24 protein-coding genes are annotated in these 25,954 nt (G+C 44.6%); 6 read left to right on the top strand and 18 right to left on the bottom strand.

The genetic code is table 11. The annotated features are described in order from the left end of the window. Positions 1-25 precede the first annotated feature (25 nt). From JMY03_RS09595 to JMY03_RS09585, 3 genes are all read right to left on the bottom strand, one after another. Complete coding sequence (locus tag JMY03_RS09595; RefSeq protein ID WP_201603412.1) at positions 26-2,230, bottom strand: polysaccharide biosynthesis tyrosine autokinase; 2,205 nt, start codon at positions 2,228-2,230, stop codon at positions 26-28. Between the two features lie 73 nt (positions 2,231-2,303). Next, positions 2,304-2,735 (bottom strand): low molecular weight protein-tyrosine-phosphatase, encoded by a 432-nt coding sequence (locus tag JMY03_RS09590; RefSeq protein WP_201603411.1) that lies wholly within the window; start codon positions 2,733-2,735, stop codon positions 2,304-2,306. A 12-nt stretch (positions 2,736-2,747) separates the two neighbouring features. Beyond that, complete coding sequence (locus tag JMY03_RS09585) at positions 2,748-3,854, bottom strand: polysaccharide biosynthesis/export family protein (protein WP_227675586.1); 1,107 nt, start codon at positions 3,852-3,854, stop codon at positions 2,748-2,750. Positions 3,855-4,132: 278 nt separating this feature from the next. Between JMY03_RS09585 and rluB the strand changes: the two genes are divergently transcribed. After that, positions 4,133-5,050: a 23S rRNA pseudouridine(2605) synthase RluB gene (gene rluB / locus JMY03_RS09580; protein ID WP_201603410.1), complete on the top strand. Its 918-nt coding sequence runs from the start codon at positions 4,133-4,135 to the stop codon at positions 5,048-5,050. A gap of 315 nt (positions 5,051-5,365) precedes the next feature. Here rluB and JMY03_RS09575 read toward each other — a convergent pair whose 3' ends face one another. The 3 genes from JMY03_RS09575 to JMY03_RS09565 all read right to left on the bottom strand — a co-directional run bounded on the left by JMY03_RS09575 (position 5,366) and on the right by JMY03_RS09565 (position 7,504). Beyond that, positions 5,366-5,938: a hypothetical protein gene (locus JMY03_RS09575; protein WP_201603409.1), complete on the bottom strand. Its 573-nt coding sequence runs from the start codon at positions 5,936-5,938 to the stop codon at positions 5,366-5,368. Positions 5,939-6,053: 115 nt separating this feature from the next. After that, on the bottom strand, positions 6,054-6,677 hold the full coding sequence (locus JMY03_RS09570) for a hypothetical protein (RefSeq protein ID WP_227675585.1): 624 nt from the start codon (positions 6,675-6,677) through the stop codon (positions 6,054-6,056). A 65-nt stretch (positions 6,678-6,742) separates the two neighbouring features. Continuing rightward, positions 6,743-7,504, bottom strand: coding sequence for a hypothetical protein (locus tag JMY03_RS09565; protein ID WP_227675584.1), 762 nt, complete (start codon positions 7,502-7,504; stop codon positions 6,743-6,745). A 152-nt stretch (positions 7,505-7,656) separates the two neighbouring features. On the opposite strand from JMY03_RS09565, the gene JMY03_RS09560 reads away from it, so the two are divergent. Beyond that, complete coding sequence (locus JMY03_RS09560; protein ID WP_201557124.1) at positions 7,657-8,259, top strand: LysE/ArgO family amino acid transporter; 603 nt, start codon at positions 7,657-7,659, stop codon at positions 8,257-8,259. Positions 8,260-8,415: 156 nt separating this feature from the next. Here JMY03_RS09560 and JMY03_RS09555 read toward each other — a convergent pair whose 3' ends face one another. From JMY03_RS09555 to JMY03_RS09540, 4 genes are all read right to left on the bottom strand, one after another. Then, positions 8,416-9,798: an NAD(P)-binding domain-containing protein gene (locus JMY03_RS09555; protein WP_201603408.1), complete on the bottom strand. Its 1,383-nt coding sequence runs from the start codon at positions 9,796-9,798 to the stop codon at positions 8,416-8,418. A 632-nt stretch (positions 9,799-10,430) separates the two neighbouring features. Continuing rightward, positions 10,431-11,072, bottom strand: coding sequence for a MarC family protein (locus tag JMY03_RS09550; protein WP_025647182.1), 642 nt, complete (start codon positions 11,070-11,072; stop codon positions 10,431-10,433). A 179-nt stretch (positions 11,073-11,251) separates the two neighbouring features. Beyond that, on the bottom strand, positions 11,252-12,112 hold the full coding sequence (nadC, locus tag JMY03_RS09545) for a carboxylating nicotinate-nucleotide diphosphorylase (RefSeq protein ID WP_201603407.1): 861 nt from the start codon (positions 12,110-12,112) through the stop codon (positions 11,252-11,254). Positions 12,113-12,342: 230 nt separating this feature from the next. Then, entirely contained in the window at positions 12,343-13,347 is a 1,005-nt protein-coding gene (locus JMY03_RS09540) for an NUDIX hydrolase (protein ID WP_201603404.1), read from the bottom strand. Positions 13,348-13,663: 316 nt separating this feature from the next. Here JMY03_RS09540 and nadA point away from each other — a divergent pair, with 316 nt between their 5' ends. Genes nadA through JMY03_RS09525 form a run of 3 tightly spaced genes read left to right on the top strand, consistent with a single transcriptional unit; the run spans position 13,664 to position 17,770 of the window. Continuing rightward, a complete protein-coding gene (gene nadA / locus JMY03_RS09535; protein ID WP_201603401.1) occupies positions 13,664-14,803 on the top strand; it encodes a quinolinate synthase NadA in 1,140 nt (379 codons plus the stop codon). A gap of 1 nt (position 14,804) precedes the next feature. Continuing rightward, positions 14,805-16,739 carry an L-aspartate oxidase gene (gene nadB / locus JMY03_RS09530; protein WP_201603398.1) on the top strand — a complete coding sequence of 645 codons (1,935 nt, stop codon included), beginning with the start codon at positions 14,805-14,807 and terminating at the stop codon, positions 16,737-16,739. Between the two features lie 59 nt (positions 16,740-16,798). Next, on the top strand, positions 16,799-17,770 hold the full coding sequence (locus JMY03_RS09525; protein WP_201603395.1) for a phosphatidate cytidylyltransferase: 972 nt from the start codon (positions 16,799-16,801) through the stop codon (positions 17,768-17,770). 210 nt (positions 17,771-17,980) lie between these two features. Here JMY03_RS09525 and JMY03_RS09520 read toward each other — a convergent pair whose 3' ends face one another. Further along, positions 17,981-18,187: a hypothetical protein gene (locus JMY03_RS09520; RefSeq protein WP_201603393.1), complete on the bottom strand. Its 207-nt coding sequence runs from the start codon at positions 18,185-18,187 to the stop codon at positions 17,981-17,983. Between the two features lie 150 nt (positions 18,188-18,337). Between JMY03_RS09520 and JMY03_RS09515 the strand changes: the two genes are divergently transcribed. Then, a complete protein-coding gene (locus JMY03_RS09515; protein ID WP_201603391.1) occupies positions 18,338-19,249 on the top strand; it encodes a lysine exporter LysO family protein in 912 nt (303 codons plus the stop codon). Positions 19,250-19,365: 116 nt separating this feature from the next. Here JMY03_RS09515 and JMY03_RS09510 read toward each other — a convergent pair whose 3' ends face one another. From JMY03_RS09510 to JMY03_RS09480, 7 genes are all read right to left on the bottom strand, one after another. Then, positions 19,366-20,028 carry an OmpA family protein gene (locus tag JMY03_RS09510; RefSeq protein WP_201603389.1) on the bottom strand — a complete coding sequence of 221 codons (663 nt, stop codon included), beginning with the start codon at positions 20,026-20,028 and terminating at the stop codon, positions 19,366-19,368. Between the two features lie 77 nt (positions 20,029-20,105). Beyond that, positions 20,106-20,711, bottom strand: a complete 606-nt coding sequence (locus JMY03_RS09505) for an OmpA family protein (protein WP_201603387.1) — start codon at positions 20,709-20,711, stop codon at positions 20,106-20,108. 10 nt (positions 20,712-20,721) lie between these two features. Beyond that, positions 20,722-21,402, bottom strand: coding sequence for an OmpA family protein (locus JMY03_RS09500; protein ID WP_201603385.1), 681 nt, complete (start codon positions 21,400-21,402; stop codon positions 20,722-20,724). Positions 21,403-21,506: 104 nt separating this feature from the next. Next, a complete protein-coding gene (locus JMY03_RS13175; protein WP_227675605.1) occupies positions 21,507-21,890 on the bottom strand; it encodes an OmpA family protein in 384 nt (127 codons plus the stop codon). Between the two features lie 259 nt (positions 21,891-22,149). Next, entirely contained in the window at positions 22,150-22,758 is a 609-nt protein-coding gene (locus JMY03_RS09490; protein ID WP_201603383.1) for an OmpA family protein, read from the bottom strand. A gap of 64 nt (positions 22,759-22,822) precedes the next feature. After that, entirely contained in the window at positions 22,823-24,073 is a 1,251-nt protein-coding gene (locus tag JMY03_RS09485; protein WP_201603381.1) for an FAD-dependent monooxygenase, read from the bottom strand. A 145-nt stretch (positions 24,074-24,218) separates the two neighbouring features. Further along, positions 24,219-25,523, bottom strand: coding sequence for a UbiH/UbiF/VisC/COQ6 family ubiquinone biosynthesis hydroxylase (locus tag JMY03_RS09480; protein ID WP_201603378.1), 1,305 nt, complete (start codon positions 25,521-25,523; stop codon positions 24,219-24,221). Between the last annotated feature and the right edge of the window lie 431 nt (positions 25,524-25,954).

Here is a 25,954-nt window from a genome sequence, read left to right as displayed (position 1 = left end):
TTATAGGCTTAGGTCGAAACTACAGTTAGCTGTTATTACCATAGGCATAGCTATAATGATAACTATATTTACTTATTAAGCCCTGTTGTACATCATTGAGGACAATACCATCGACTTGGACATCGGCCTTATGCATCTGCTTGATTGCATAAGCGACTTGACCTTCTACTGACTGATCATAGCGTGTCACCATTAGTACTCTATCCGCGTAATGCGACATAATCATCGCATCTGATGCCGCTAAGATAGGCGGCGAATCGATAACAATATAATCGTAGTGCTCATTGAGCTCTGTCATCATACGCTCAAACTTATCACCTGAGAGCAAGGATGATGGGTTCTTAGGATGCTGTCCACGCGGCATAAAGTCGACATTATCTATAGAGGTCGGATGTATAACCGATGCTAACTCAATGTGCTGCGCTAAATAATCTCCTAAGCCATTATCTTGGCTCATATCGAACATTCTATGCAGCTCACCTAAGCGCATATCCGCATCTATGATCAGTACCTTTTTATCGAGCTGCGAAAATACCTCAGTTAAGTTAGCAGAGATAAACGACTTACCTACCCCTGGGCTCTCACCGGTGATTAAGATAACTTTAGCTCGCTCACCGACTTTACCCACTACCGGCATACCGAACATCAAGTTCGTTCTTAAGCTCTTGATCGCCTCGTAGCTCAGGCTATTGTTATCGGCATGGGCCAACAGACGATTTGATGATTTTTTATTCTTACGTAGTCTGGTTAACAGTGGCGAGCGCGGAATAGTAGCAATGACTGGTACACCGGTCTTAGCTTCGATACTCTCAGGATCCTTGACCACGTTTCTAAGCATACTTTTGACTAGAACTATCATCGACCCTAGCATGCCACCTAATATCAAAGCCAATGCCATTATTAATAGCTTTCTTGGAGCAATTGGCTCAAAGGTATCAATAGGCAAATCAATAATACGCGCAAAGCCTTTTTGGCCTACTTTTGCTATTTGTAACTGTTGATAATTCTTGAGTAGATTTAAATAGATTTCTCTATTTATCTCGGTATCTTGTGATAGCTTTAAGAACTCACGCTGCACTTCTGGAAGGCCAGCAATAGTATTATCAATTTTTTGCTTGCGAGCGTTCAATACGGCTATTTGCTCATCGATTTGAATAACAAGCGGATGCTCGTCAGTGTAATAAGTGGTCAAATCTGCTTTTTTTAGCTTAAGCTCACTGAGCTGTGTGTCAATCTGAGAGTTTTCTGCTAATAGAATTGACGCTTCTTGACTGACATCAATAGTACCGTACTTAGTTCGAAACTCGTTAAATACTGCTTCTGAATCTTCTAGCTTCTTTCTTAATAGCGGAATCTGAGTTTCCATAAACTCAAGCGTTCTAGTGGTATCTTCGGTACCACGAGACTGGTTTTGACCCACATAAGATAAGACAATCTCTTTAAGAATAAGGCTAGTCTGCTGCTGGTTATTGCCGGTCATGGACAGCTCAATAATGCCAGTCTGCTTACCCTTTTCAACTACCGATAGCGCGTCATTTATCGTATTAGTCGTTCTCTGTAATGATTGCTTAGTCAGACTAATAGCATGACTGTCAGCAGGTAAATCGTTGACTGTAATCTGGATCTGGCCATCCGCTCCTTTAAACTGATGAGGTTGGTTCAGCTGACCTTTGAACTCATCAAGTTCATTACTAAGTGTAAAACCCGTTTCAGAGCGAGTGAGAGTAAATGGCTGATTTAGATAGCCTTGCGAGACATTAAATTGACTGATACTGGCTTGACCGTCTGTCGTAGTTAGGGACACTCCTTCTAGCGTATGTATAGCGGTATTTGTACGGTCATTGACGATTCTATCTATAGCGCCTACTTCAGGATCAGCTAAGCGGATACGTAGATGTAGCGAGTTAATCACGGGTTCTAATACCATTCGAGAACGGATCAATTCAGCTTCCGCCTGCGCTTTGCTGTCTTCAGCGCCGATAAGCTCTGAGATATCGCCGCCAAGCGCCGATATTCCTGATGACTTTTCATCGATTTGTATTAGAGCTTCAGATTTATAAGTCGGATTGACATAGCGACTATATAAGATACCAATCAATAGTCCCAGTATGGCAAAAAACAGTATAGTCTTCCAACCACGCAACAACGCTAATAGTAGCGCCATTAGGTCGATTTCATCGTCTTCTTTTTCGACAGCCGTTTTGGCACTATTTTTTGAATCTATAGTCATAACTTTGGGTTCATCATCTTAGATTAGTAGCTCAATATCAGTAACTCGATATCACTTAATTAGGGGTAAGCAGTTAGCTAATTTTATCAGCCCAAGGTTTTAGGCTATCGAAGATATCTTGCCGCGCCTTTTCGAACACAGCAAGATCATGGCGATATGGATCAGCGATGTCTTTGTCAATCCAATGCCCAATACGGAAAGTCTTACCGCGGCAATGCGGCCAACGGTCCTCTATCCATTTGCTTTGATTATTAGACATCGTCAGGATCAAATCCGCGCGCTTCACTAACGTCTCGTCAATCTGCTTGGCGATATGCGCAGACATATCTATACCCAGCTCTGACATCACAGCCAAAGCTTTAGGATCAGCGCCATTACCGACTACAGCGGAGAGCCCAGCAGAGTCGATTGTCTTATTAGGGTACTGCTGCGTAAGAGCCGCCTCAGCGATAGGACTGCGACAAATATTGCCCACGCAAACCACCAAAATATTATCAAATGCCATAATATTTGCCACCTATAAGCTTGAAACGCTTCTAATTGCTGAGGTTGAAGGAAGCAATGCACTGATCACACGGTTCCAACGCGTCAAGCCAGTTGGATCCACATAGAGAATATCATTCGGCTGCATCTCGAAGCGATTGGCTAGTGCTAAACTAGTCAGACTTTGCATATCAGCATAATAAATATTGGTACGCTGATAGTTTGGATTGTCACGGACTACATATACTTTGGCCGCATTAGCAGTAGCAGAGTTCAGACCTTTAGATCTGCCTAACACTTGCGCTAGGCTCAGTCCTTGCTCTAAGATAGGCACCGGCTCAATTTGACCAAACTCGCCTAAGACATAGACGGTGTTTCGATCTTGGCTATTAACATGAATAGAGTCGCCGTCTTGGATATAGATCTGATTACCCGAAGCGCCTATCTGCCGTAGATCGCTTAAACCGATATTATAATTACGGCCATTACGGTTTAGCACGATACTGTTTGAATCGCCGGTCTCTGTGGCACCGCCCGCTTTGGAGATCGCACTATATAGTGATACAGGCGCATCATCAATAGCAAACTCGCCAGGCTGTTTGACTTCACCATCGATAAAGAACTTATTACCGCGGTAATTGATAATCTTCACTTGTGGATCGGAGTATTTCAGATAGCGTTGCAGTTGACTTTGTAAGGAAGCGGTAAATTGCGGTACGCTCAATCCTGCCGCCTTAACTCTGCCGACTAATGGAAACTGCACGAAGCCTTGTTGATCTACTGGGTATCCTGCAGATGCAGGACTATTACTGTTTCCAGATGAAGCGATATTCATATCTGGATAACCCACTAAATTAATAGCTAAGATATCACCCTGAGAGATACGGTATTCTTTTTTCTTTGAGCTCGCTATAAGCTGATAGATGTCATTCGTAGGACGGCTGACTTGCGGAGGCGGCAAGGTCGCTAAGTTGAGCGGCTGAATATTGAACTGCAAACCGTTTTCGGCAGTAAAATCCCCTACTGGCGGCAAATCACCTGCTTGCAAGCCTGAATTGATCGTCGTCGTCGCGCATCCTGCAGACCATAAAGTCATGAGCAATAAGCCCGAGGTGCTTAATAGTTTAAAGGATTGGCGCATAATGAAGACCTTTATAGAACATGATGACAGATAAAAAGTATAGATAACGACGATATATTACTAGTTTAGTAAGGCATTTATACTATAAAAAAAAAGCCATAATAACATAATTGGTTAAAATTTCATCTATTGTTACTATTTTTGTTCACTTTTATCTACACTGGTTTGCAGATATTATAGTCGCTCACTACTGCTTTGTCGTTCAAAGTAGCGTAAAATAGCCAATCTAACTTTTTACATTGAGAAATGTACACACTTACCCGATTCAAGGATATATTATGAAAGATGAAAAACTACAAAAAGCACTCGCTCGTATGGGTCTTGGCTCACGCCGTCAAATGGAAGAAGTCATCAAAGCGGGCCGAGTATCGGTCAATAATGGCCCAGCCACTATTGGCGATCGCGTCAGTCCAGGTGATGAGATCCGCGTTGATGGTCGTCAGATCAAATACACCAGCGAGAACGAAAAGCGTCGCCGCGTTATCGCTTACTACAAGCCTGAAGGCGAGATTTGTTCAGCGAACGATCCAGAAGGTCGTCCAACTGTATTTGAGCGTCTACCAAAACTGACCCACGATCGCTGGGTAATGGTCGGCCGTTTGGATATTAATTCAACTGGTCTACTATTATTTACCAATGATGGGGAGCTGGCGCATCGCTTAATGCATCCATCGAATGAAATCACTCGTGAATATGCGGTACGAGTGCTAGGCGAAGTGACGCCTGAGATTGCCCGTACCTTAACTTCTGGCGTGATGCTAGAAGATGGTATGGCGCAGTTTGAAGATATTAAAGAAGGCGGCGGTGAAGGCGTGAATAAATGGTATCACGTCAAGCTTAAAGAAGGACGTAATCGCGAAGTGCGCCGTCTATTTGAGTCGCAGGGCCTAAAAGTCAGCCGCCTATTACGTACGCGCTACGGCTCTATCGATTTACCTAAAGAGCTGCGTACCGGTCGTCATATTGAATTAGACAAAAAAGACATCAACACTTTGACTGATTTAGTTAGCTTGCGCCCGCGTCAGGGTACTGGTCTGCATGGTGCAGCTAAAGAGAAGCAAAAGCGCATTAGAAGTAAACCGCTAAAAGCGCGACGTAGTGACAATCGTAGATCTGAGAGCAATGATAATAACGCTAAGTCTAAGCGTAGTGGCAGTCCTGCTAGTAAAGGTCGTAGCCGTAATAACAATCGTTAAAACAAATTTATCAAGTTAGGTTATAGTCGATGCACTCTAAAAAGCGCATAGCGCTACTGGGATGAATTTTGCGCAGCCTCTGGGAACGCAGCACGCAAGTAAAATTTATACCAGTAGCGCGTTTAAATTTATATAACAGTTTTATTTTCAACTGACTATAGACAAAATAAAACGGCCATTGATATTTAATATCAATGGCCATTCTTTTTGTAGGTTATGATTTTAGCTCACGTAAGGTGCGCCCTGCGCACCGATTATTGAGAAAAACCTAGCCAATGGTACGTGGAACGCACCTCACAGAAGTTGCAGCATAAGCTAACTTTGGCTATCCATATACTGCTTCATCACCCGTAGATCTTGCAGATGTTGGCTTTGCATTTGCTCTAGCAAGGACTCTAATCTTGATTCAATATTATCTAGCATCGCTTGCAGTAATTGCTGAGCCTCGTCTTGTTGACGGCTTTTAAAGGAATTACTGTTCTTAGCATTATCGCAATCTGTATTTTGCTTGAACAAATGATAGTAACTGGTTAGCATCTCCGGTAGTCTCGTGTGTAGTAACTTATGCAGCACAAACTGCTGCTCTGTCATAGTGGCTGTAATGTTCTGCTGCGCTAAGCTCTGCTGGTAATCGCTATATACCGCTACCCTATCGTCGATAGCTTGTAGCTGTCGCAGCTGCTCTTGCGTTAAAGGTGCTAAGTGCTTTGGATCTAAAGCAAGCTGACGCCAGCGCATATCTTTAGGTGTTAGCGCTTGATTAGGGTCTTGATAAACCAACACGCCAGGGCTGATGCCAACTGCTTTATGCAGCGCCTGCCAGCCTTTTTTACCAATGTAAATGACGCCGACAGTAGTCGCAATGCCTACACCTATCAGTACACTCATGTCATTTAGCCTTCTATTTCCTTACTACTCTTTGCCGCTGCTTTTGCAAACTATGCCTATTAATAAGGCTATCTTTAGCGCTAAAAAATCGATTAATAAAATTCCAAATTAATAATTAAACTTGTGACTCGCTTTTATCGCTTAGCGCTTGCTCATTTATGACTATATTTGGCGCTCTATTAGTATTATTACTAGTAGTAGGAGCATCGAAACGCTGCTGTAAGTAGCGATTGGTCACTAGTAGTTTTTGCCCATCTTGATGATAAGACGCATCGAGCAGGTCATCAAATTGACGATCTACTGTATTTAGCACCTCTAACAACGCCTCTTTACCCGTAACACCAGAGTGTTTTATCTTAGTAGTATCGGCGCGCTGACCATCCAAATCGTGGAGACGACGATAGTCGGCTACCGCTTGCGGGATATGTGTGTCCATCAAGTTTTGAATCATGATATAAGTTTCGGTCACCGTATCCGTGTCATCAATTTTGCCATCATTATTAGTATCGCCGTAGATGACTCGTAGCTTCTCACCTTTTTGATTAATCTTATCAAGTAAGGTTTTGACCTCAGTAGGTAAGCTCTTTTCAGGAATATAGCCGAGCTGCGGCATCGCCTTGTACTCAAGCATTTTTGGCGCCGTTACTTTTTTGATACCGCGATAACCTAGATACAATCCTGCTGCCGGTAGCACACCGTAAAGGATGAACATCACAAACATGGCGGTTACTTGAGTCATGGCGGTATCCTTATAAAAGGTGGAAAAATTATCTGTATTTTGCTTATCATGTCAGTGAATACAGCTTAGCTTTGTGTGCGGCTTTTGACATAGCGATGAGTCGATGCCAAGCGATTGAGCACGGTCTGATGCAGCTCATCAAGGAGCTCATCAAGCTCGTAATCAATCTCCAAAAACAGATCAGTCAACATATCACCTGCCGTCATATTCCCTTGCACCATAGTGTTTCTGGTTCGATGCGGACTAAAGCGCAGTAGTTGCTCATAATGATGCAGCGCTTCTGGGATGCTCTCGGACACCAGTTTATCGATGACGAACTGGCGCTCATTATGCTGCTGCTGTTGCTCTTCATTCAGCTCATCGCTCCAGTCACGGTAGCGTTTGAGCTTGCCATTGATACGATCAAGGATAGCCACTGCCTCAATAGGCATAGCATTTAAAGTTGCCTCATCAACCACATCGACAAGTTCGGTCATAATTGGGCAGCGTCCATGTTTGAGATACCATAATGTATCGGGGTCAAAAGGGGGTCGATTGGGCGAGCGCCACTGAGCGCGGTTCGCCAAATAGCGATCTGTCAGCGGCGTTGGCGTACCAATATCATTAACTTGTGCCAATGCAGCACAGATACGCTCAGCGCGTTTAGGCTCAGTAAGCGGCGATAACGCTTCAATATGTTTACGGCTATTGTTAGCACTACTGTCAGCAGCAGTATAATCTTGATTCACGTTACTTGCTGCTTGTTGTACATTTTTGGCAGCCGAAGTCGGCAGGTCATCTTGTTCTTGCCCAAATGACTGTAGCATTCTTGCCAGACTTATTACCATAACTTACCTTTCCCTAATCGCTCATAATCTACTCGCTCAAAGCGCACTTACGCTATTGCATTCGACTTTTGAATAGCTTATCTTAACAGCTTTTTTGCCATCTTCCAGTAAGCAAACGTCACCAATTATAGTAAAAAACTAAGCCACTCTTTATGAATATTGCTGATTATTTTTCTGGGTTTTTTCTAGGCTTATCGCTGATTATAGCTATCGGCTCACAAAACGCCTTTGTCCTAAAACAAGGCCTTAAACGCGAGCACGTGTTTCTTATTTGTCTATTCTGCGCTGTCAGTGATGCACTGCTGATTTCAGCGGGCGTCGCAGGCTTTGGCGCGGTAACGGCTCGTTTCCCGCAAGTGGTGACTATCGCAAAATTCGCAGGTGTGGTGTTTTTAGTCGGTTATGGACTGCAAAGCCTATATGCTAGCGTAAAACTATCTCATGCCTTGACGACCGAAGGCCAAGCAGTAGGCAGCCTTAAAAAAGCGCTACTACTTTGCATTGGCTTTACTTGGCTCAATCCGCACGTCTACTTAGATACTTTGGTGCTCGTGGGCATGGTTTCAACCGGTGCTAGTAGCAAACTCACCTTTGCTCTGGGAGCCGTCAGCGCTTCTTTTGTGTTCTTTTTTGCGCTAGGCTATGGTGCACAGCTATTACGGCCGCTATTTGCCAAACCTAAGGCTTGGAATATACTTGATGCCTTAGTCGGAATACTGATGCTTTATCTAGCGTGGCATTTATACAACAGTTAGCATTTTACAAACCTTTTATCGCCGATATAATCAGCCATAAAAAAACCAAACACACTATCTTAGTATGTTTGGTTTCGATGTGATAAGCGTTGTAAACGTTATCTATTTAAGCATTGTCTAATAACTATTAGCTAAAATAGTATTGATAACCTTTAGCTAAGACGCTTTTTTGTGCTTTTTGGACTTAATAAAGCTTAAGTTCAAAAAGTGCTCTAGCGAATCATCAGTGATATCTAACCAAGGCTCTGGTAGCTCTGGCGCTAACGTCCCAGTCAGCGTTGAGCGGTAGGCTTTTTCTCTGAATGTCATGATATCTTCCGTTTTATCTTTTTGCCACTGCTTCAAGATATCTGCTTGCTTTTCGACTGCAAATTCAGGATAGTCCGTCGCGTTGTTCAGATCGCGGATATAGGCGGCTTGAAAATCGATCGAATCATTGACCGTTACACATTTAGCGTAAGTCGCGAGCCATTTTTCTTCGTCCGCTTGACGGCTCTCAAGATCCGGTAATTCAATATCACCCAAGATGACATCGCGGGCATACCACGCTTGCGCGTCAAACATATTAAAGGTGAAGTACTGATCCTGCATACCTAAATAGATAAGCTGCGGGTTTGGCTGCCAAAAGATGCCTTTATAAAGGTTGGCCGGATACAGACAGTTATGCGTCTGCAAACGTAATTCATCTGGCAAGAACGGGAAATGGAATAAGTAGCCGGTACACATAATAATCGCATCAAAGCGCTTACTCGTACCATCAGCGAAATGCGCCACATCGTCTTCAAAATGCGTCACTAGCGGACTCTCGCTAATGCCCTCGGGCCAGTCATATCCAAGCGCTTGCGTGCGATAGCTGATAGTGACCGATTTAGTGCCGTATTTATAGCACTGTGTTCCGATATCTTCAGCAGAATAGCTACTACCGATGAGTAAGATATCTTCGTCTTTAAACTCTAAGGCATCACGGAAATCGTGAGCATGCAGCACACGGCCTGGGAAGGCTTCTAGTCCTTCAAAATAAGGCATATTCGGCGTTGAGAAATGGCCTGTTGCGACGATCACATGGTCAAACTCACCGACTTCTTGCTCGCCGGTTTTGTGGTTCATCACCGTCACGGTAAATAACTTGGTTTCATCATCGAAAGTGACCCAACGTACTGGGCATTCAAAACGAATATATTTTTGGATATTTTGCTTATCGATACGTCCCATGATGTAGTCTTTTAGGACTTCGCGCGGTGGGTATGACGGGATAGGCTCGCCAAAATGCTCTTCAAACGAATAATCGGCAAACTCTAAGCATTCTTTAGGGCCATTCGACCATAAGTAGCGATACATACTGCCGTGAACGGGTTCACCGTTTCTATCTAGGCCAGTACGCCAGTTATAGTTCCACATGCCGCCAATGGCATTTTGTTTTTCATAACATACAATTTCTGGTAAGTCCTTAGCGCCTGCTAAACGCGCCGCTTCAAAGGCACGTAACTGTGCCAAACCGCTTGGACCTGCACCTAATATAGCAATTTTTTTCTTGTTCAAGATTTACTCCTGCTGATAATAGTGGAGCACTACTATAACATATTTTTATATTTCATGTTTTTAGACGCTCTACTTGGTTATGGATCAGGGGTTTAGAGCAGTTGAGCAGACCTCAGCAAACCTCTAAAAGAACGAGATTGCCGAGGGGTTTAAGGCAGGGTAATTTGTATGGCAACAGACAAAGGCATGAAGCGCTATTAATCAATATAGTCGAACCACTATTAAAGTGTTACAGCATTAGACTCGTTTAGCCTACTACTGTAGTACTTGCACTCGTCTGCCTTGTACCACTTTTAATATTGATTGACTATAAGTACGCTGATAATTGAGCTAATAAGCGAATTGATAGAATAGGGCGTGTTGAACATTCGCAAATAGGCACTGCTGATCGCTAAAAATGTTCCAGACAAGGCACAAAGCGACGATAATGCAGATGCCTTAGCGAGATTTGTAACGCAGTATGGGGCAATTTTAGCATCAGCCCCAACGACAACAACAGGGACAGGACTCTTTTTTGCCGCTTCATCGTTAAAAATAAGCGCTTAGAATGACTAAACTTATTATTTTTAACATCGAATCGCCTAAAAAATAGTCGCTGTCAGTGCCATGGTCGAATGTTCAACACGCCCTAGCTATAATAAAACAGGAAACAGGCTACGCAGAGCATTGACGATGATTTCGATAGAAACAGCTGCTAATAACATACCCATAATTCGGCTCATAATATTGAGTCCGGTATCGCCTAATAAGCGGCTAATCCGGCCTGCTGCCATCAGCGCTAAATAACAAAAGATACTGATCAGTAAGCCGGCGATAAGAATAGCGGATATCTGCAAAATACCAGACACTTGCGATGAGTAGATAATAACCGTTGAGATACCGCCGGGCCCAATCATCATCGGAATGGCGAGTGGTACCACCGCCGCGGCTGTCGTTGGCGGTGCGTCTTGCACATGATCGACATCGAAGTTCTCTTGATCAGGCTTAACGGGATTACCCTCACCGTTCATCATATTAAGGGCAATTAAAAACACCAAGATACCGCCTGCCAGCTGAAACGAGCCGATGGAGATGCCCAAAGCTTTTAGTAGAGTCTCCCCCACTACGGTAAAAAAACTAATAGTAATAAAAATAGTCAAACAAGCGATGCGCGCGACTTTGCGGCGGTTCATCATCGAATAACCGCGCGTCAAATCCAAAAACAAGGTCAAGGCGCTAAAAGGATTAATCAGCACCAAAAAAGCTAAGATAATTTTGATAATTTCAGTATTCACGGCGCGCTCGCTTGTTTTGGATAAACATCGGGCAAAAGATAAGGCCATCGTGCGATTGCAGCGATGACCCCGTGTATTTTTGATGTCATTATTATAGCATGGCAAGAGAGGCGAATTAAATCACTAACTGCCTTTAAGTGTTTCATTTTAAGATATTAATTTAAGGCATCGCTAGTCGCTTAAGCGCTAAAATCCAGGCCAATATCTAGCGCCGTCGTGCTATGCGTCAGATAGCCCATAGCAATAAAATCCACTCCGGACTTTGCTGCTGCTTGCACGGTCTCAGGTGTGATACCGCCAGAAGCTTCAGTCTGCGCGCGGCCTTGGCACATCACTACCGCTTCGCTCAACGTATCAGGACTCATATTATCGAGGAGTACTAAACTGACACCCGCGTCTAATGCCAGCTGCAACTGCTCTAAGGTATCGACCTCCACCTCAATCGGGATGAGATGACCGGCAAAGTCTTGCGCTTGCTTAATAGCCGTTTGGATATCGCCGGCTATCGCAATATGGTTATCTTTGATCAAAATCGCATCATCTAAGCCTAAACGATGATTTCGGCCACCGCCGCAGCGTACGGCATACTTTTGTAATGTGCGTAGCCCTGGAATCGTCTTGCGCGTACAAGTGATTTGCGCCGGATACTCAGCGACGCTATCGACGATTTGCTGCGTGGCAGTCGCGATACCGCTCAGATGGGTCAAGAAATTTAAAGCCGTACGCTCCGCAGTTAATAAATGCCGTGCATTACCGCTGACGATAGCGAGCACACTACCAGCGGCGACGCGCTCACCATCGTGAATTTGAGCGACAAACTCTATCTGCTCATCAACTGCAGCAAACGACAGCCTCGCGACATCCATACCGCAAATCACCCCTGCTTGCCGCGCCCGAATCTGTAGCTGTGCTTGCCTCTCAGCGGGAATGGTCGCTTGCGAGGTCACATCGCCGCGCCGACCTAAATCTTCTACTAGTGCTGCTTGTACTATTGGCTCAAGCAGTACTTTATCTAGCGCCGGCTCTAAGTGAGTGTTCATCGTTTGGTTTATCCTCTGCTTAAAAAGAATCAAGTCTCTAAACGCTTATGAGGCGCTAATTACTTAAACTCAAAATGAGCATAAATATAGCGTAATGTGCTTTTATTTTCAATAAAAAGTTTTTAAGGTAGAAATTGACTTGGGTAAAAGTTACTAAAATTACTAAAGTCACTTGGGTAGACAGTCACTTGGGTAGACAACCACTTGAGCAATGAGTAAAGAGTAAAGAGTCACTTACGCTTCGGTAGTTTACTATCCATAAGCAGACTTTGTAGTTCGATATCATGGCAAAACCGATAGAGCTTCGCCGGACGGCCGCGCTGAGCGCTACTGCTCTCTCCAGTAGGCATGACAAGGTTTTGCGACTCTAGTAGACGCCGGAAGTTCTGTTTGTGCAGCCGCATACCCGATAGCGCCTCGACGCTTTGTTGCAGGTGCGATAAAGTGAAGCTATCTGGCATCAGACCAAAGATAAGTGGACGATATTCTATCTTGGCGCGGAGCCTTGAGATGGCGGTAGCAATGACGCGGCGATGGTCATAATACATCGGCAAGCCTATCTGTTGTGACCAATTAGCAGCGAGCCTATTGGGCTGATAATTCGGCGCTTCTGGTACTAAGTCCGCTTCATAGAGCATCTCATAACGCAGCAGCACATGCTCTGCTACCCAGTCGATTGTGTCTGCTTCATCAGCGTTCGCTCCGTTTTTATGGCTCTCGCTAGTTTGACTGACGCCCCAACATAGCCCGATACGCTTATGCCGTCTTTGCCGGATAGCCTCATCTTCTGCGCTATCGGCCCACATATATAGCGCCGGTAGGATTAGATTGGTAATAATATCCGGCGTACCTGTTAAGTGGTTTTCCCACGGAAAATAATCATACCAATCCTGCCAGCTCGCTTGGCTCTGCGCTTGCTTGGCCTGCTGCTCTTGTACTAAACCTAGGTAGCTGACATAGACCAGCGCATGACCATCTTCATTACGCCTATTGGTATCGACGAAGGTATAGAGCTGCTCCAAATACCCTAGCGGCTGCTGCGTTTGCTCCTCCACCCATTGCCGCACGCCAGCTTGCAGCGAGCGATGCAGCGGCATCAAAGGGCCATTCGGTAACAGCTTACCTTGATCAACAGTGAGCACTTGCGCGGTATTATCAGTGATAGTTATCAGTACCGCCACGACCTCAGTAGTGCCGCTACCTTGTTGATGCGCGTGTGAATAGGACAACGTCATAGTGTTATATTTTTACCCTTTAATCATCTTTGTTTATAACTTCCATCGAGCACTAATGCCAATATGCCAATGTCCTGCAAATGAATGGTTAACCTCTAGCAGTATAACGCGATTTGCTGACTATCCTAGTCTCAGGTTGTAATTCTATCGCTCAAAATGAGTGCTCATCTACAGACTACAGAACCACTCTGCATAATTAGCCTATAAAAAATACTTGTATTTATGCTCAAAATGAGCATAATATAAGACCTCTTACTAATTTGACTATCTACTTATTTCTTTTAAGACCAATATTTTTATAATAAGGCTCACCCTTATGAACACTTATCCCTACGACGCACCAGTATTAAGCGCTGACAAGCGTATCGCGATACAAACGGGTATCGACTACGCCAAAGCCAAACTACCTGCTGATTTGCCACGCTCCGAGCGACTACAAGTCGAAGCGAACATCAAACAGCTCCTGCAAGAGCATAACGCGGTACTAGTTGCGCATTACTACGTTGACCCTTTTATTCAAGATTTGGCGTTAGCCACCGGCGGCTGCGTGGGCGATTCATTGGAGATGGCGCGCTTCGGTCAAGCACATAGCGCTCAGACTCTGATTGTCGCAGGCGTGCGCTTTATGGGCGAGTCTGCTAAGATTCTCAGTATGGAAAAGACGGTCCTGATGCCAGATCTGGAGGCGGAATGCTCGCTGGACTTGGGCTGCCCTGTCGATGAGTTCTCCGCCTTCTGTGACGCGCATCCTGATCGTACCGTTGTTGTCTATGCCAATACTAGCGCTGCGGTCAAAGCGCGCGCCGATTGGGTGGTGACCTCCTCTGTCGGTATCGATATCGTTCGTCACCTGCACGAGCAAGGTGAAAAAATCATCTGGGGTCCCGACCGGCATTTGGGCAAATATATCGCACGCGAAACAGGCGCAGATATGCTGCTTTGGCAAGGTTCCTGCCTCGTGCATAACGAATTTAAAGCAACTGAGCTCAATCAGCTCAAGGCAGAATACCCAGAAGCAAAGGTGCTAGTACACCCAGAATCTCCTGATAGCGTGGTTGCGCTCGCTGATGTGGTCGGCTCAACCAGTAAGCTGCTGCAATCAACTTATGAGCTGGACGCTGATACTTTTATCGTCGCAACCGATCTAGGTATCTTGCATGAAATGCAAAAGCGCTCACCCAATAAGCGTTTCCTCGCTGCGCCGACTGCTGGTGAAAGCGCGAGCTGTAAGAGCTGTGCGTTTTGTCCTTGGATGGCGATGAATGGTCTACTCGGCATTGAGCAATGCTTGCTAAATAAGAGCGGCGAAGTCACACTATCAAAAGAGCTAGCAGCTGCGGCAAGCAAACCTTTACAGCGGATGCTTGATTTTGCCGCCGCAAAAAAACAACGCGTCACTGCTAGCGGTGATATCGTCAAAGACCGTGCACTGTTTAATAATGTGGGAGCCGCCTAATATGAGCGTAGCCGCTAACAGCAAGCCGCTTAATTTACCCAAAACGCATCCTGTTACTGAGTCTATTCGTACTGAGGTACTGATCATCGGGGCCGGTTTAGCAGGTCTTAGTACGGCGCTGGCGCTACCAAAGTCGCTAAATATCATAGTATTGAGTAAGGCTGCGCTTGAGACTTGCTCTAGCCATTATGCCCAAGGTGGTATCGCTGCAAGCTTAGCAGCAGAGGATAGCGTTAACGACCATATCAAAGACACCTTAATCGCAGGCGCTGGACTGTGCGCGCCGGAGCATACTGCAAGTATTTTAAAGTCTGGAAAGCAGGCCGTACAATGGCTATGCGAGCAAGGCGTACCTTTTACGCAAGTGGCTAACCCTAGTGATAATGACCATATTGATGTTGATGTTGATGTTAGTGTCAACGCGAATACCAGTGCTGCCTCTTATCTACAGCCCAATCTGACGACTGATAGTCTGCATCTGACCCAAGAAGGCGGGCATGGTTGTCGCCGCGTTGCGCATGCTGACGATGCGACTGGTCGTCATATTATGGAAGCTTTGACTGCGCAAGCACATGCCGCTAGTAACATTACTATTCTGCCTTTTCATGAAGCTCTGCAGTTATTAACGGATAAAGGAAGTAAAGGAGGTAATCGCTGCCAAGGCGCTATCGTTTTTGATCATAATCATCAGCGCCAACGGACTATTGAAAGTCAGGCGGTAGTGATGGCGAGCGGCGGCCTCGGACAACTCTTCGCTCGTGCTAGCGCGCCAAATGTCTGCGTGGGTGATGGCGTGATGATGGCGTGGCAAGCCGGCGGCCGCTTGGCCAATTTGGAATTTGTGCAGTTTCACCCGACAGGTCTTGCTTTAGGTGAGTCGAGCTTTTTGATATCAGAAGCACTGCGCGGTGAGGGCGGCCGTTTGTATTGTCCGATCACGGGCCAACGCTTTATGCTAGCGGTTGACGAGCGCGCCGAGCTTGCACCGCGTGATATCGTCGCCCGCGCTATTGCCGAGCAAATCGCTAATAACGGCTTAGCTTACGTACACTTAGATGTCAGTCACTTGCCGGCGCCATTTTTGCATGCGCACTTTCCGCAGATTTATCAAACGCTGTTAGCGTTAGGAATAGATATCACCACTGACCCTATACCCGTCGCGCCAACAGCCCACTATAGCTGCGGCGGTATCGTTACCTGCGATCAAGGTCTGAGTGATGTACCTGGATTATATGCTGCCGGTGAAGTGGCATATACCGGTCTGCACGGCGCCAATCGCCTAGCGAGTAATTCGCTACTAGAATGTATCGTCGTTGGTCATAAAATCGCTAAGCACCTACCACGCTATTTGACTGATCATAACTGGTCGACGCCTACAGTCGACAACCCCCAACCTATCCTACTCTCAGAAGATATTGCCTTCCATCAGTCTGCTGATACTGACATTGATGCCAATTCTGAGATTGATGCTGATGCTATAGCCGCCTCATTAAAGACGCTAATGACCACTCATATGGGCATCGTGCGTCATGCTAAGTCCCTTAAGCGAGCTTTAAGTCAACTACAGCAGTGGCAGCAACTGCTCAAAGCCCTTAGCATAAATGATATCAGTCACGCACAAAGCCGAGGTAATCTGAGCGCTTGTTTAGAAGATACAGAACATGCTTCTGAAACTTTATCGCGCTTTAAGCTCGCCCGCCAATTACAACTAGCAACCTTAATTGTGCAATCCGCCCTCCAGCGTCATGAGAGCCGCGGCGGTCATTACCGTCAAGACTACCCTACTTTGGCTACTAAACCTTTGGTCAGCGTTATCAGCCCTTGTATTAGTGAGAGACCTTTAAGAATTGGAATAACAAATAAAATCAAAAATATAGAGCTACTTGAAGAAAACCTTACTCATAGTGAGACTTTATCAGCGCTTGCCCCTATTTAATAGCAGCCTTATCTAGTATAGTAAGTTAAAGGTACAGTATCTTATAGAGTGAATCACTAATGAGCACTGATACGCTATTTGTTATCTTACTTATGCTTACTGTCAGCTCGGTTTGGGCGCTACTGGCGATACCGAAGCTGCGTGCTCGTTTGCCTACGATTTATCTCATCGCGCGCTCTTGGTGGTGGATGCTTGCCGCCTTATGTAGCTGCTATCTTATCGCCAAAACAAACAGCAGTAGCCACCGCTTCGATAGCCATTATCCTTATCAATGGCTACTAGTGGGGTTCTTCGTGCTTATCGGTTTGCGCGGTAGCTATGAGATCAGCCGTCTGTGGCGCTCCGAGAGCAAATCCCGACTGATTAGTAAGCTACAAGCCCGCGGTCTACAGCCCAAAGCGCTAGCGTTACCCATTTCGCAAAAACAGCTGATAGCAGCAGACTCAGCCAACATGCGCTCTAATAGTCCTTCTGGCTCTCACACCATCAACGACCCTCCAACTGACCATAACACCCCGCCTTATATCTATCTCAATCTATTAGACGGGCTCTTTAGTGGCGCTTTTATTTTGCTTATTGTCAGCTTAGTGTTTTTACAGCAGCTGACTTGGCACCGTAGCCAATACGGGGTGTTGTTGTTTGTATTATTCGCTAGTCAGTTTAATGATATTGCGCAGTATTTATGCAGCAAACTGTTTAAAGGCCGACTGTTCAAACGTGGTCTTGCGCCGCGAATCAGCCCAAATAAAAGTATTGAAGGGGCTTTTTTTGGTAGCTTATTGGCCGCGCTATTAGCCAGTTTTTTAGGGGTTTGGTTGACACCATTTGCTTGGTGGATTTGTTTGCTTAGCGCTTATGGTCTTGCCGTTAGTGGTATCGCAGGCGACTTGCTAGAGTCGGCTTTTAAGCGCCAACATGGGGTCAAAGATACCGGTACGATGCTAGCAGGACATGGCGGCGTGCTCGATAGAGTGGACAGTTTATTGATTGGCGTGCCAATATTCACGGTAGCTTATTGGTTATTAGGGTAAATAGACTTAGCAGACCTTTTTCATTATGGCTATTTATCCAACTTGCCGCGCAATACTCGATCCAGCAGCGGTTTAGGTAACTTATTTAACATGTAAGTTAGGTAATAAAGGCGCTTTGGAAAAACAGCGAGCTCCACCCCTTCATCGATGGCTTTCATAATAAGCTGAAGCGCTTTATCTATACTAATAACAAAAGGCTTATGATCGGCACTACCCTGATTTAAGTCCCGTAAGGCTGTTGATCTTGGTAATCTTCGCATCATTATGACCGACCACACGCACTTGCCAGCCAATGGCGCTGTGATGTAAAGCCAAAGCTAGACCTATGCCGCTAGTACCACCTACGACTATCACCTGAGGCGTGCTTTGCTTTTCTGTAGTGTGTTTATGGTCTATGGCAGAGGGGCAGGTTTGCATATTGGATAGCCTTAAACATTTAGCAAGCGGATGGGCGTCTCGCCCCTATAGCAGTTTTATCCGCTAAATTTATTCCTCATTATGGTACAATTGCCGGCTTGTAAAAACGATGTGAATGTCCCACAGTCCCTGCTATTTCGAGCCTGCCCTATGCAAAGCCTAATTACCCTCGTTCTTGTTCTTATGCCGATGTTCATTGGTTTTGCCATTCCTTCTAACCCGAAGATGACGGTCTTTGCCGATAAGGGTTTGTCTTATTTGGTGTTTATTATCCTCACCTTGATTGGCATTGAGCTGTCGCAGGTAGAAGGGTTAGGCAGTCAAATAGGTGAGATTGCCCTGTATGTCATTACATTGTCGATATTGACCATAGGTACGGGGCTATTTAGTTTGATGCTATTTGATCGTCTCAAACCTTGGCAAGCCAAAAAACCAGTCGCTAAATCTAAAGAGCATCGGGTCAGCATTAGAGGCAGCTTGGCACAAGTGGTTTGCGTTGTCATCGGTATGGTGATTGGGTATTTTTTGCCCGAAGGCTATCTACCGCCTGAAAACACCATGACTGTCCTGCTGATGATCTTGATCTTACTCGTCGGTATTGGCCTTAAAGGCTCAGGGATTACGCTTAAAGAAGTACTGCTCAATCGCCGCGGCGTGGAGATGAGCGTTATCTTCACTTTTGCGGTGTTGGCGGGCGGACTATTCTTTGCCTTGCTATTTAGTGAAGTGTCTTGGACCAAAGGCTTAGCACTAGCGTCAGGCTTTGGTTGGTATTCGCTCTCCGCTATCGTTATGACCGAAGCTTATGGCGCAATTTGGGGCAGTGTGGCGTTATTTAATGACTTAATCCGTGAGTTTTTTGCGCTGATATTTATCCCGGTCTTTATGCGTAAATCTCCTTCAGCGTCAGTGGGTCTCGGCGGTGCAACGAGCCTCGATTTTACCTTACCGATTATTCAACAGTCAGGTGGTCTAAAAGTTGTACCACTGGCGATTAGCTTTGGCTTTTTGATTAATATCATCTCGCCAGTGCTGATGGTGTTTTTTTCGGCATTGGGGTGAGTATAGATTTAATAGTCGCTAATTCAGCTGATAGCTAAGACCGATAGCAAATTTACTTAAAACTCAACGTATTAATCTGTACATAAATCGTTTATCGAGATATAAAACAAGTTGCTTTAAGGCTCTTGAGCTAACCCATAAACTCGGCGGTGCATAGACATCTCCTCTTTGCTATCAAAATCTGCAGTAGCTATCCCATAAACACGGCGGTTCATAGACTTACCTTCTTCAGTATCAGAAGAGGCAATAGGCTGATTAGCGCCATAGCTAAAATCATCTAAACGCTCAGGTTCGATTTTATGCTGCATTATTAGATAGTTTTTGACGATAAGCGCCCTATTTCTTGCTAGAGAATTTAGTTGCAAGGCTTTATCATTAGCTGATATTTCATCTGCTGAAGCATGCCCCTCGATACGCATAGTAGCAGTATAGTACTCTTGCAATTTTTTTGCTACTTTATCAAGATCAAGCTGGTACTCTTTTGATAGCTCACTACTACCCTTGGCAAAAAAAGCACGATACTCCATTTTGAGACCGACACCAATAAGAGTAAATGGACAGCCTCTTCGATCTACTACTGTATGAAGTGGCGTTTGTGGACACTCATCTATATCATCAAGGATGTCATCGCCATCTGAATCAGGAATATCCGGTATCAAAGTAACGATATTATCAATCTGAGGTATATCGCTAGGTGGCGCAGTTGAAGTGGTTTGGCAGCCAGCTAACGCTATAGATGTTGCTAGCAGCAATAAATTTCTGTAGTTTCTAGTTGTCATTATTATTCTCTTTTCGTCCAGAATGACTTACAGCTTTATTTATCATCATTTTCAATCTTTTTGAAACGTTCAATATATTACTCAACATTACTAATAAGCGCATAAATACGCTGATTGAGCCAACGGTTTTCGGCATCATTTGGTGCAATTGGGCGATCTGAACCATAATAAGAAGTTTTAATACGGTCAGGACCAATGTTATATTTCATGGTCATATAATTTTTAATCCCTTCCACACGGTATCTTGATAATGTTTGATTGGCGTTAGTTTCTTCACGCTTGGATATATGCCCTTCAACACGCATGACAGCATCCAAATGATCTTGCATTTTCTTGCCTGCGTTATCTAGCTGTTCATAATACTCACTTTTTATCTCACTGCTATTTTCATCATAATAGGCTCTAGCTTCCATCATAAATTCGTTTTCACCAAAAAGTAAGGAGTGCGGACAGCCTCTTTCATCTATTACCACGTTATACGGAGTGCTTGGGCATTGATCCAGCTCATCAGGCACGCCATCACCGTCTAAATCACGAGTCTTTGCTTGCATCTTCTTGATATTTTCATATTGAGATGTATTTTTGAGTGGCGCAGCCGTAGATTTACTCTGACTCTGACAACCAAAAAGACTAAAACCACTTAAAATAACTAAAGCTAATGGCAATACTTTATAAGTTTTCATACATATCCTATTATGACTCAAACCGCTCACAGTACTTAGCGTACTCACCATATATTTCTATATAATAGTCATATTCAAGATTCGTTAAGTCCTGTACTGAACTGCTGGCCTTTAAGGTTACTCGGCTTTGTTTTGACTCAATACTTTCATTATTAAGCGCTTTAAAGTTTCGATCTATATTTTCTGTATTTTCAACAAAAATATTATTTGAGCAATCATAAGTACGCATACGCTTAGCATCAATTCCATGCTGCGATGCTAAAGTATTCTTGACAATAAGCGCCCGATTGCGCGCTAAAGAGTCTTGATTAATTTCATTTGCTGCTACATGACCAAAAATAAAAACATTAGCTTTTGGATACTCATTGAGACTTTTTACCATAGTTATATAATCTTCATTATAAATAGCAGGTAATTGACTGCTCATTGATGGAAAGAAGCCATTAAACTCCATTTCAAGTCCACTGGTATAGACCTCTATAAGACAGCCTTTAGCATCCACTACCGTATGACGTGGCGTTTGTGGACACTCATCTATATCATCAAGAATGCCATCACCATCTGAATCAGGAATCTCTGCTTGCATCGTCCTAATATTTTCATATTGAGGTGGCATAGTTGTGGCAGTTTGGCAGCCAGCTAGCGTTAAGGCTGCTGCGAATAGCAAAGCATTATAGGATCTGGTTATCATTTTTACTCTCTAAACATTTTTAAATGCCACGCTTAATTTATACTACATAGATATTTATCAACCAATAATAGCGCTATTTAAAACTTGACACATATATCTGATTTTTAGTCATTTTGATTATAATAAACCACTCCGTCTTTAGGCTCTGTCGCTACCCCATAAACACGGCGGTTCATAGACTTACCTTCTTCAGTGTCAGAGGGCGCGATAGGTTGTTCAGCACCATAACTAGCGATGCTCAAGCGATCAGGATCAATTTTATGCTGCATTATTAAATAGTTTTTGACAATAAGCGCCCTATTTCTTGATAGAGCATTTGGTTGCAAAACTGCATCAACAGCTGATACTTCATCTGTTGAAGCGTGCGCCTCAATACGCATCGTTGCCGTATTGTACTCTTGCAGCTTTTGGGCTACTTTATCAAGCTCTAGCTGATACTCTTTTGATAGCTCACTACTTCCCTTGGCAAAAAAAGCTCTATATTCTATTTTAACACCTAAATTATCGTCACTATAAGAAGGACATCCCTGTTCATCTGGTACTATGTTTATTGGAGTGCCTGGGCATTCGTCTATATCGTCAGGTACGCCATCACCGTCGCTGTCTAAAATAACTTTAGCAACTGGTAAATCAGTAGTTTTGAGTTGCTTGATTTTGCGAAACAGATGTTTGGCAGGCTGATAAAGTCAAAGTGCTTACCAAAATTAAAAATGTATTTCTCAATTTGGTTTTCATAATATTTTGCCTTTAAAATTCTCTACAATCTAGCAGTATTTGGTCATACCTATCTCGCGCTGATATCCAACCGAACGCTCGCTGATTCATAATAGCTCCCTCCTCGGTATCATTAGGAGCAATAGGATTATCAGCGCTACAATCAAAGGTGCGAATTCTATGCGCTGGCAGGTCAAGATTAACCAAATAATTTTTGATACTTTGCGCACGAGCACTTGCCAATGAGATAGGAACCAATTTCTGACGTAAACCCTTGGAGTTTAAGGTTTTTTCTTCGATGGCTTGTTGTTCTGGTTTAGAAGTATGACCTTGGACGAAAAACGTCAGATTAGAACAGCGGTTTGCGAACTCAACAATTTTGTTTAATTGTGAATTGTACTTATCCTTTATGTCAGAACTATCTCTATCGAAAAATACTCGCAACTCCATAGACAACTTATCTTCTAAAGTCACAATCATAGGTTTACCATTTTTATCAACAGGAGGTGGCTCGGCTATACACGAAGAAGGTGCTACAGTTACTTGGCTAGCACTACTGTCTACAGTCGCTGATTGGCATCCTGATACTACGCCTATAATGAATAAAGCAGTAGTGACTTTTGTAGCCCCAAACTTAGTCATAGAGTATTCCTAATTAGTGATAATCGATCATACTATATCTATCCTATCTTTTGAGAAGAAGCCCTTAAACCCCACTCGCCTGCTTCGCAAACAATCGCATGAGTGGTTTTATCTTACCAACGCGGTACATGCCTTCGCTACGCAGTTGCTGAACTGGACGAGTTTGTGCAAGCGAGCCTGCAAATAACCAATTCAGCGCAGAAAAACTATGCATCATCAGGCTATTATGCGGTCGGCGTAGACGCTCATAAGTGCGTAACGTTTGCGCGCTACCCCACAAGCTGTTACCGCTGCGCTGATAGTCGTATTCTAATTGCGCAAATAGTTCTTTTACATCGAGCATGCCTAAATTTAGCCCTTGTCCTGCCAGTGGATGAACGCCATGCGCGGCATCACCTATTAATACCAGATTATCCGCGATATAGCTTTTGGCTTGCTGCGCGGTGAGCGGGAAGCTGGCGATAGATTCTATTTTGTCGATTGCGCCAAGCTCATAATGGCTAGCGGCTGCTAATTGCTCAGCGATATAGTCTGGCTCTTCTTCTAAAAGAGCTAACGCTTGGTTGCGCGGCAAAGTCCAGACCACTGACTGCCAATGTTGCGGGCGAGCTTTATCTGCCTCAGTAATGTCCGCTAAGGGCAATAATGCCAGCGTCCCTGTCGGCAACATCGCTTGACGTGCCGTAGCCAGATGCGGCATAGCAGTGTGAATCGCGCAGCAAATCGCGGTTTGCTGATAGTCCAAAGTATCAAGCTCAATACCTGCTTGACGACGGACAAACGAGCCGCGGCCATCAGCGCCCACTACCAAATTGGCACTAATCCTTTTGCCATTTTCTAAAGTCACTTGATAGCCTTCAGCCCCTAGCCAATCCATATTGACTACTTTTTGGCCTTTAATCACCGTGAGATAATCACTAATATCGCTATCATTTAAGCGCTGCCAAAGCGCGTGCTCGATGACTAACGGCTCTACCATACTGCCTAATATATTTAGATGTTCTGTATCACTATCGCCAAATAATAGCTCGCCTAAGCCGTTTAATTGCCAAACCTGCATTTGTGAATAGTCGGCTTTACGGCCGCTAGTCTGAATGTTTTGCCAAGCACCTACTTCTTGTAGAAGACCAATACTCGCAAGGCTAAGCGCATAGACCCGCGCATCGCGTTGGTTAAGTAGCTCCTGCCAACTCGCCTCATCGCGCTCAGGAGTCGCATCGACTAAGGTTACGGGACGTTTCGCTTGTGCTAGCTTCAGCGCTAAAGTTGCGCCGACGATACCGCCGCCAATGATTAAGCTATGGTTATTTTTCATATTTGCTCCGAATTTAAAAAGCTTTGAATGATTTACTATTAGCTATCTGTATTTATTAATATAAAAGACTTTTTAACTTAGAGTTTTTATTCTATAGCGTTCAAAAGCTGGGTTAAAAACCTAGCCTACAATAATCTGCCTAAAGTTAAGACTTAAGTCCCATGGCATAAGTGGCGACTAAGGGCTTGATATTCGGCAGCTTATCAAAAGCCACTAAGGCGACGTTACGTGCTAGCTTAATCGCTGGATTGGAATGGGTAAAGCCATGTACCACTGCATCACAGAAGCGAATGACGCGCTTTTGGTCGCTCTGCCGCGCTTTTTCATAGCGCTGTAGCATCTGCTTATCGCCGATATCTGCGCCCTGCTTGACTTGCTCGCTTAGCATTTCTGCCAGGACATGGGTGTCGCGCATACAGAGGTTAAAGCCTTGACCTGCCACTGGATGCAGTGTGTGCGCCGCATTACCCATAATCACGCAGCGGCCTTTGACCTGTCTGTCAGCAAGCACTCGCGTTAGTGGATAAGCGCCGCGGCGACCGGCTTTAATAAAACTGCCGGCGCGCTCGCCAAACGCTTGCTGCAATGTCGCTAAAAAGTGCGCGTCATCTTCTAGATACTGCTGCTCTTCCCCATTAGGACAAACCCAAACTACCGAACGACGATAGCCTTTTTGATACTTATTATTGCCGTCGCCTTCAGGATCAGTCAATGGTAGAACGGCTAACGGGCCAGCGGGGCTAAAGCGCTCAATCGCCACATGATTATGCGCCATAGAAGTTTCCACCACGCCGACGATAGCGGTTTGCCCATAGTCGTAATCGGTGGTGCTTATCCCTAACAGCCGACGCACTGTCGAATCACGGCCATCACAAGCGACCAACACACTGCCTTGCAACTGCTGCTCACCCTCACTACCGTCATAATAGTTAAAGGTCAAAGTAACACCATCCGCTTGTTGCTCAACCGCCACTACGTCAGCATTATCGATTAAGGTAATCAGTGGCTCATCTTGCGCCGCCAGTAATAGCTTACGGCCGAGCCAAGCATTTTCCATCACTTGCCCAAAAGACTCGACCTTTTCTTCTTCCTTTTTAAGCTGCGCGCGCCCAAAGCTTCCTTGCTCGCTGATTTGTACCGCATCAATTCGGCAAGCATGGCTTTGTAGCTCATCCCATAGCCCTATCTCTTGGTAGATCTGCACGGTGCGCCGTGACAAGGCAGTATTACGACTGTCTAGATAGTGACTACGCTTGGCATCGTCTTCAGGGCCGATCTCAGGGTAGCTATTTTTTTCAAGTAAAGTACTTTTGATGCCATGATGCGCTAATAGCAAGGCAAAAGATAAGCCAACATGACCGCCGCCGGCGATAAGTACTTGCTGATCGGTCACTGCATTAGGCTTAGGGTCTAAATTAGACTTAGCGCTATGTTGTTCGAAGTTTTGCATAATTATTCCTATATAAAACTAAAATATTTTAAATTGACTAGGGCGTGTTGAACATTCGACCATGGCACTGACAGCGACTATTTTTTAGGCGATTCGATGTTAAAAATAATAAGTTTAGTCATTCTAAGCGCTTAATTTAACGATGAAGCGGCAAAAAAGAGTCCTGTCCCTGTTGTTGTCGTGAGGGCTGATGCTAAAATTGCCCCATACTGCGTTACAAATCTCGCTAAGGCATCTGCATTATCGTCGCTTTGTGCCTTGTCTGGAACAATTTTAGCGATCAGCAGTGCCTATTTGCGAATGTTCAACACGCCCTAAAATAAAGGCTCAGTTTTTCTCATTATTTTTAACTGTGCTTTTATGCTTAAAGACATCTATTCATGAACATTAATAATGGAGTTTTAGTAGCCATAGGTTACCACAGATTATCT

It is taken from the genome of Psychrobacter submarinus (assembly GCF_904846685.1).
Lineage (GTDB): Bacteria > Pseudomonadota > Gammaproteobacteria > Pseudomonadales > Moraxellaceae > Psychrobacter > Psychrobacter submarinus.
The sequence above is the reverse complement of the archived record's forward strand: the minus strand, read 5'-3'. Positions and strand labels throughout refer to the sequence as shown.

Excerpts from the sequence above, each read along its gene's own strand:
- JMY03_RS09510 (WP_201603389.1), bottom strand. The coding sequence starts at position 20,028 with ATGACAACTAGAAACTACAGAAATTTATTGCTGCTAGCAACATCTATA.
- JMY03_RS09520 (WP_201603393.1), bottom strand. The coding sequence starts at position 18,187 with ATGCAAACCTGCCCCTCTGCCATAGACCATAAACACACTACAGAAAAG.
- JMY03_RS09515 (WP_201603391.1), top strand. The coding sequence starts at position 18,338 with ATGCAAAGCCTAATTACCCTCGTTCTTGTTCTTATGCCGATGTTCATT.
- rluB (WP_201603410.1), top strand. The coding sequence starts at position 4,133 with ATGAAAGATGAAAAACTACAAAAAGCACTCGCTCGTATGGGTCTTGGC.
- nadC (WP_201603407.1), bottom strand. The coding sequence starts at position 12,112 with ATGAACACTCACTTAGAGCCGGCGCTAGATAAAGTACTGCTTGAGCCA.
- JMY03_RS09595 (WP_201603412.1), bottom strand. The coding sequence starts at position 2,230 with ATGACTATAGATTCAAAAAATAGTGCCAAAACGGCTGTCGAAAAAGAA.
- JMY03_RS09525 (WP_201603395.1), top strand. The coding sequence starts at position 16,799 with ATGAGCACTGATACGCTATTTGTTATCTTACTTATGCTTACTGTCAGC.
- JMY03_RS09485 (WP_201603381.1), bottom strand. The coding sequence starts at position 24,073 with ATGAAAAATAACCATAGCTTAATCATTGGCGGCGGTATCGTCGGCGCA.
- JMY03_RS09490 (WP_201603383.1), bottom strand. The coding sequence starts at position 22,758 with ATGACTAAGTTTGGGGCTACAAAAGTCACTACTGCTTTATTCATTATA.
- JMY03_RS09565 (WP_227675584.1), bottom strand. The coding sequence starts at position 7,504 with ATGGTAATAAGTCTGGCAAGAATGCTACAGTCATTTGGGCAAGAACAA.
- JMY03_RS09480 (WP_201603378.1), bottom strand. The coding sequence starts at position 25,523 with ATGCAAAACTTCGAACAACATAGCGCTAAGTCTAATTTAGACCCTAAG.
- JMY03_RS09570 (WP_227675585.1), bottom strand. The coding sequence starts at position 6,677 with ATGACTCAAGTAACCGCCATGTTTGTGATGTTCATCCTTTACGGTGTG.
- JMY03_RS09575 (WP_201603409.1), bottom strand. The coding sequence starts at position 5,938 with ATGAGTGTACTGATAGGTGTAGGCATTGCGACTACTGTCGGCGTCATT.
- JMY03_RS09540 (WP_201603404.1), bottom strand. The coding sequence starts at position 13,347 with ATGACGTTGTCCTATTCACACGCGCATCAACAAGGTAGCGGCACTACT.
- nadA (WP_201603401.1), top strand. The coding sequence starts at position 13,664 with ATGAACACTTATCCCTACGACGCACCAGTATTAAGCGCTGACAAGCGT.
- JMY03_RS09590 (WP_201603411.1), bottom strand. The coding sequence starts at position 2,735 with ATGGCATTTGATAATATTTTGGTGGTTTGCGTGGGCAATATTTGTCGC.
- JMY03_RS09505 (WP_201603387.1), bottom strand. The coding sequence starts at position 20,711 with ATGAAAACTTATAAAGTATTGCCATTAGCTTTAGTTATTTTAAGTGGT.
- nadB (WP_201603398.1), top strand. The coding sequence starts at position 14,805 with ATGAGCGTAGCCGCTAACAGCAAGCCGCTTAATTTACCCAAAACGCAT.
- JMY03_RS09585 (WP_227675586.1), bottom strand. The coding sequence starts at position 3,854 with ATGCGCCAATCCTTTAAACTATTAAGCACCTCGGGCTTATTGCTCATG.
- JMY03_RS09500 (WP_201603385.1), bottom strand. The coding sequence starts at position 21,402 with ATGATAACCAGATCCTATAATGCTTTGCTATTCGCAGCAGCCTTAACG.
- JMY03_RS09560 (WP_201557124.1), top strand. The coding sequence starts at position 7,657 with ATGAATATTGCTGATTATTTTTCTGGGTTTTTTCTAGGCTTATCGCTG.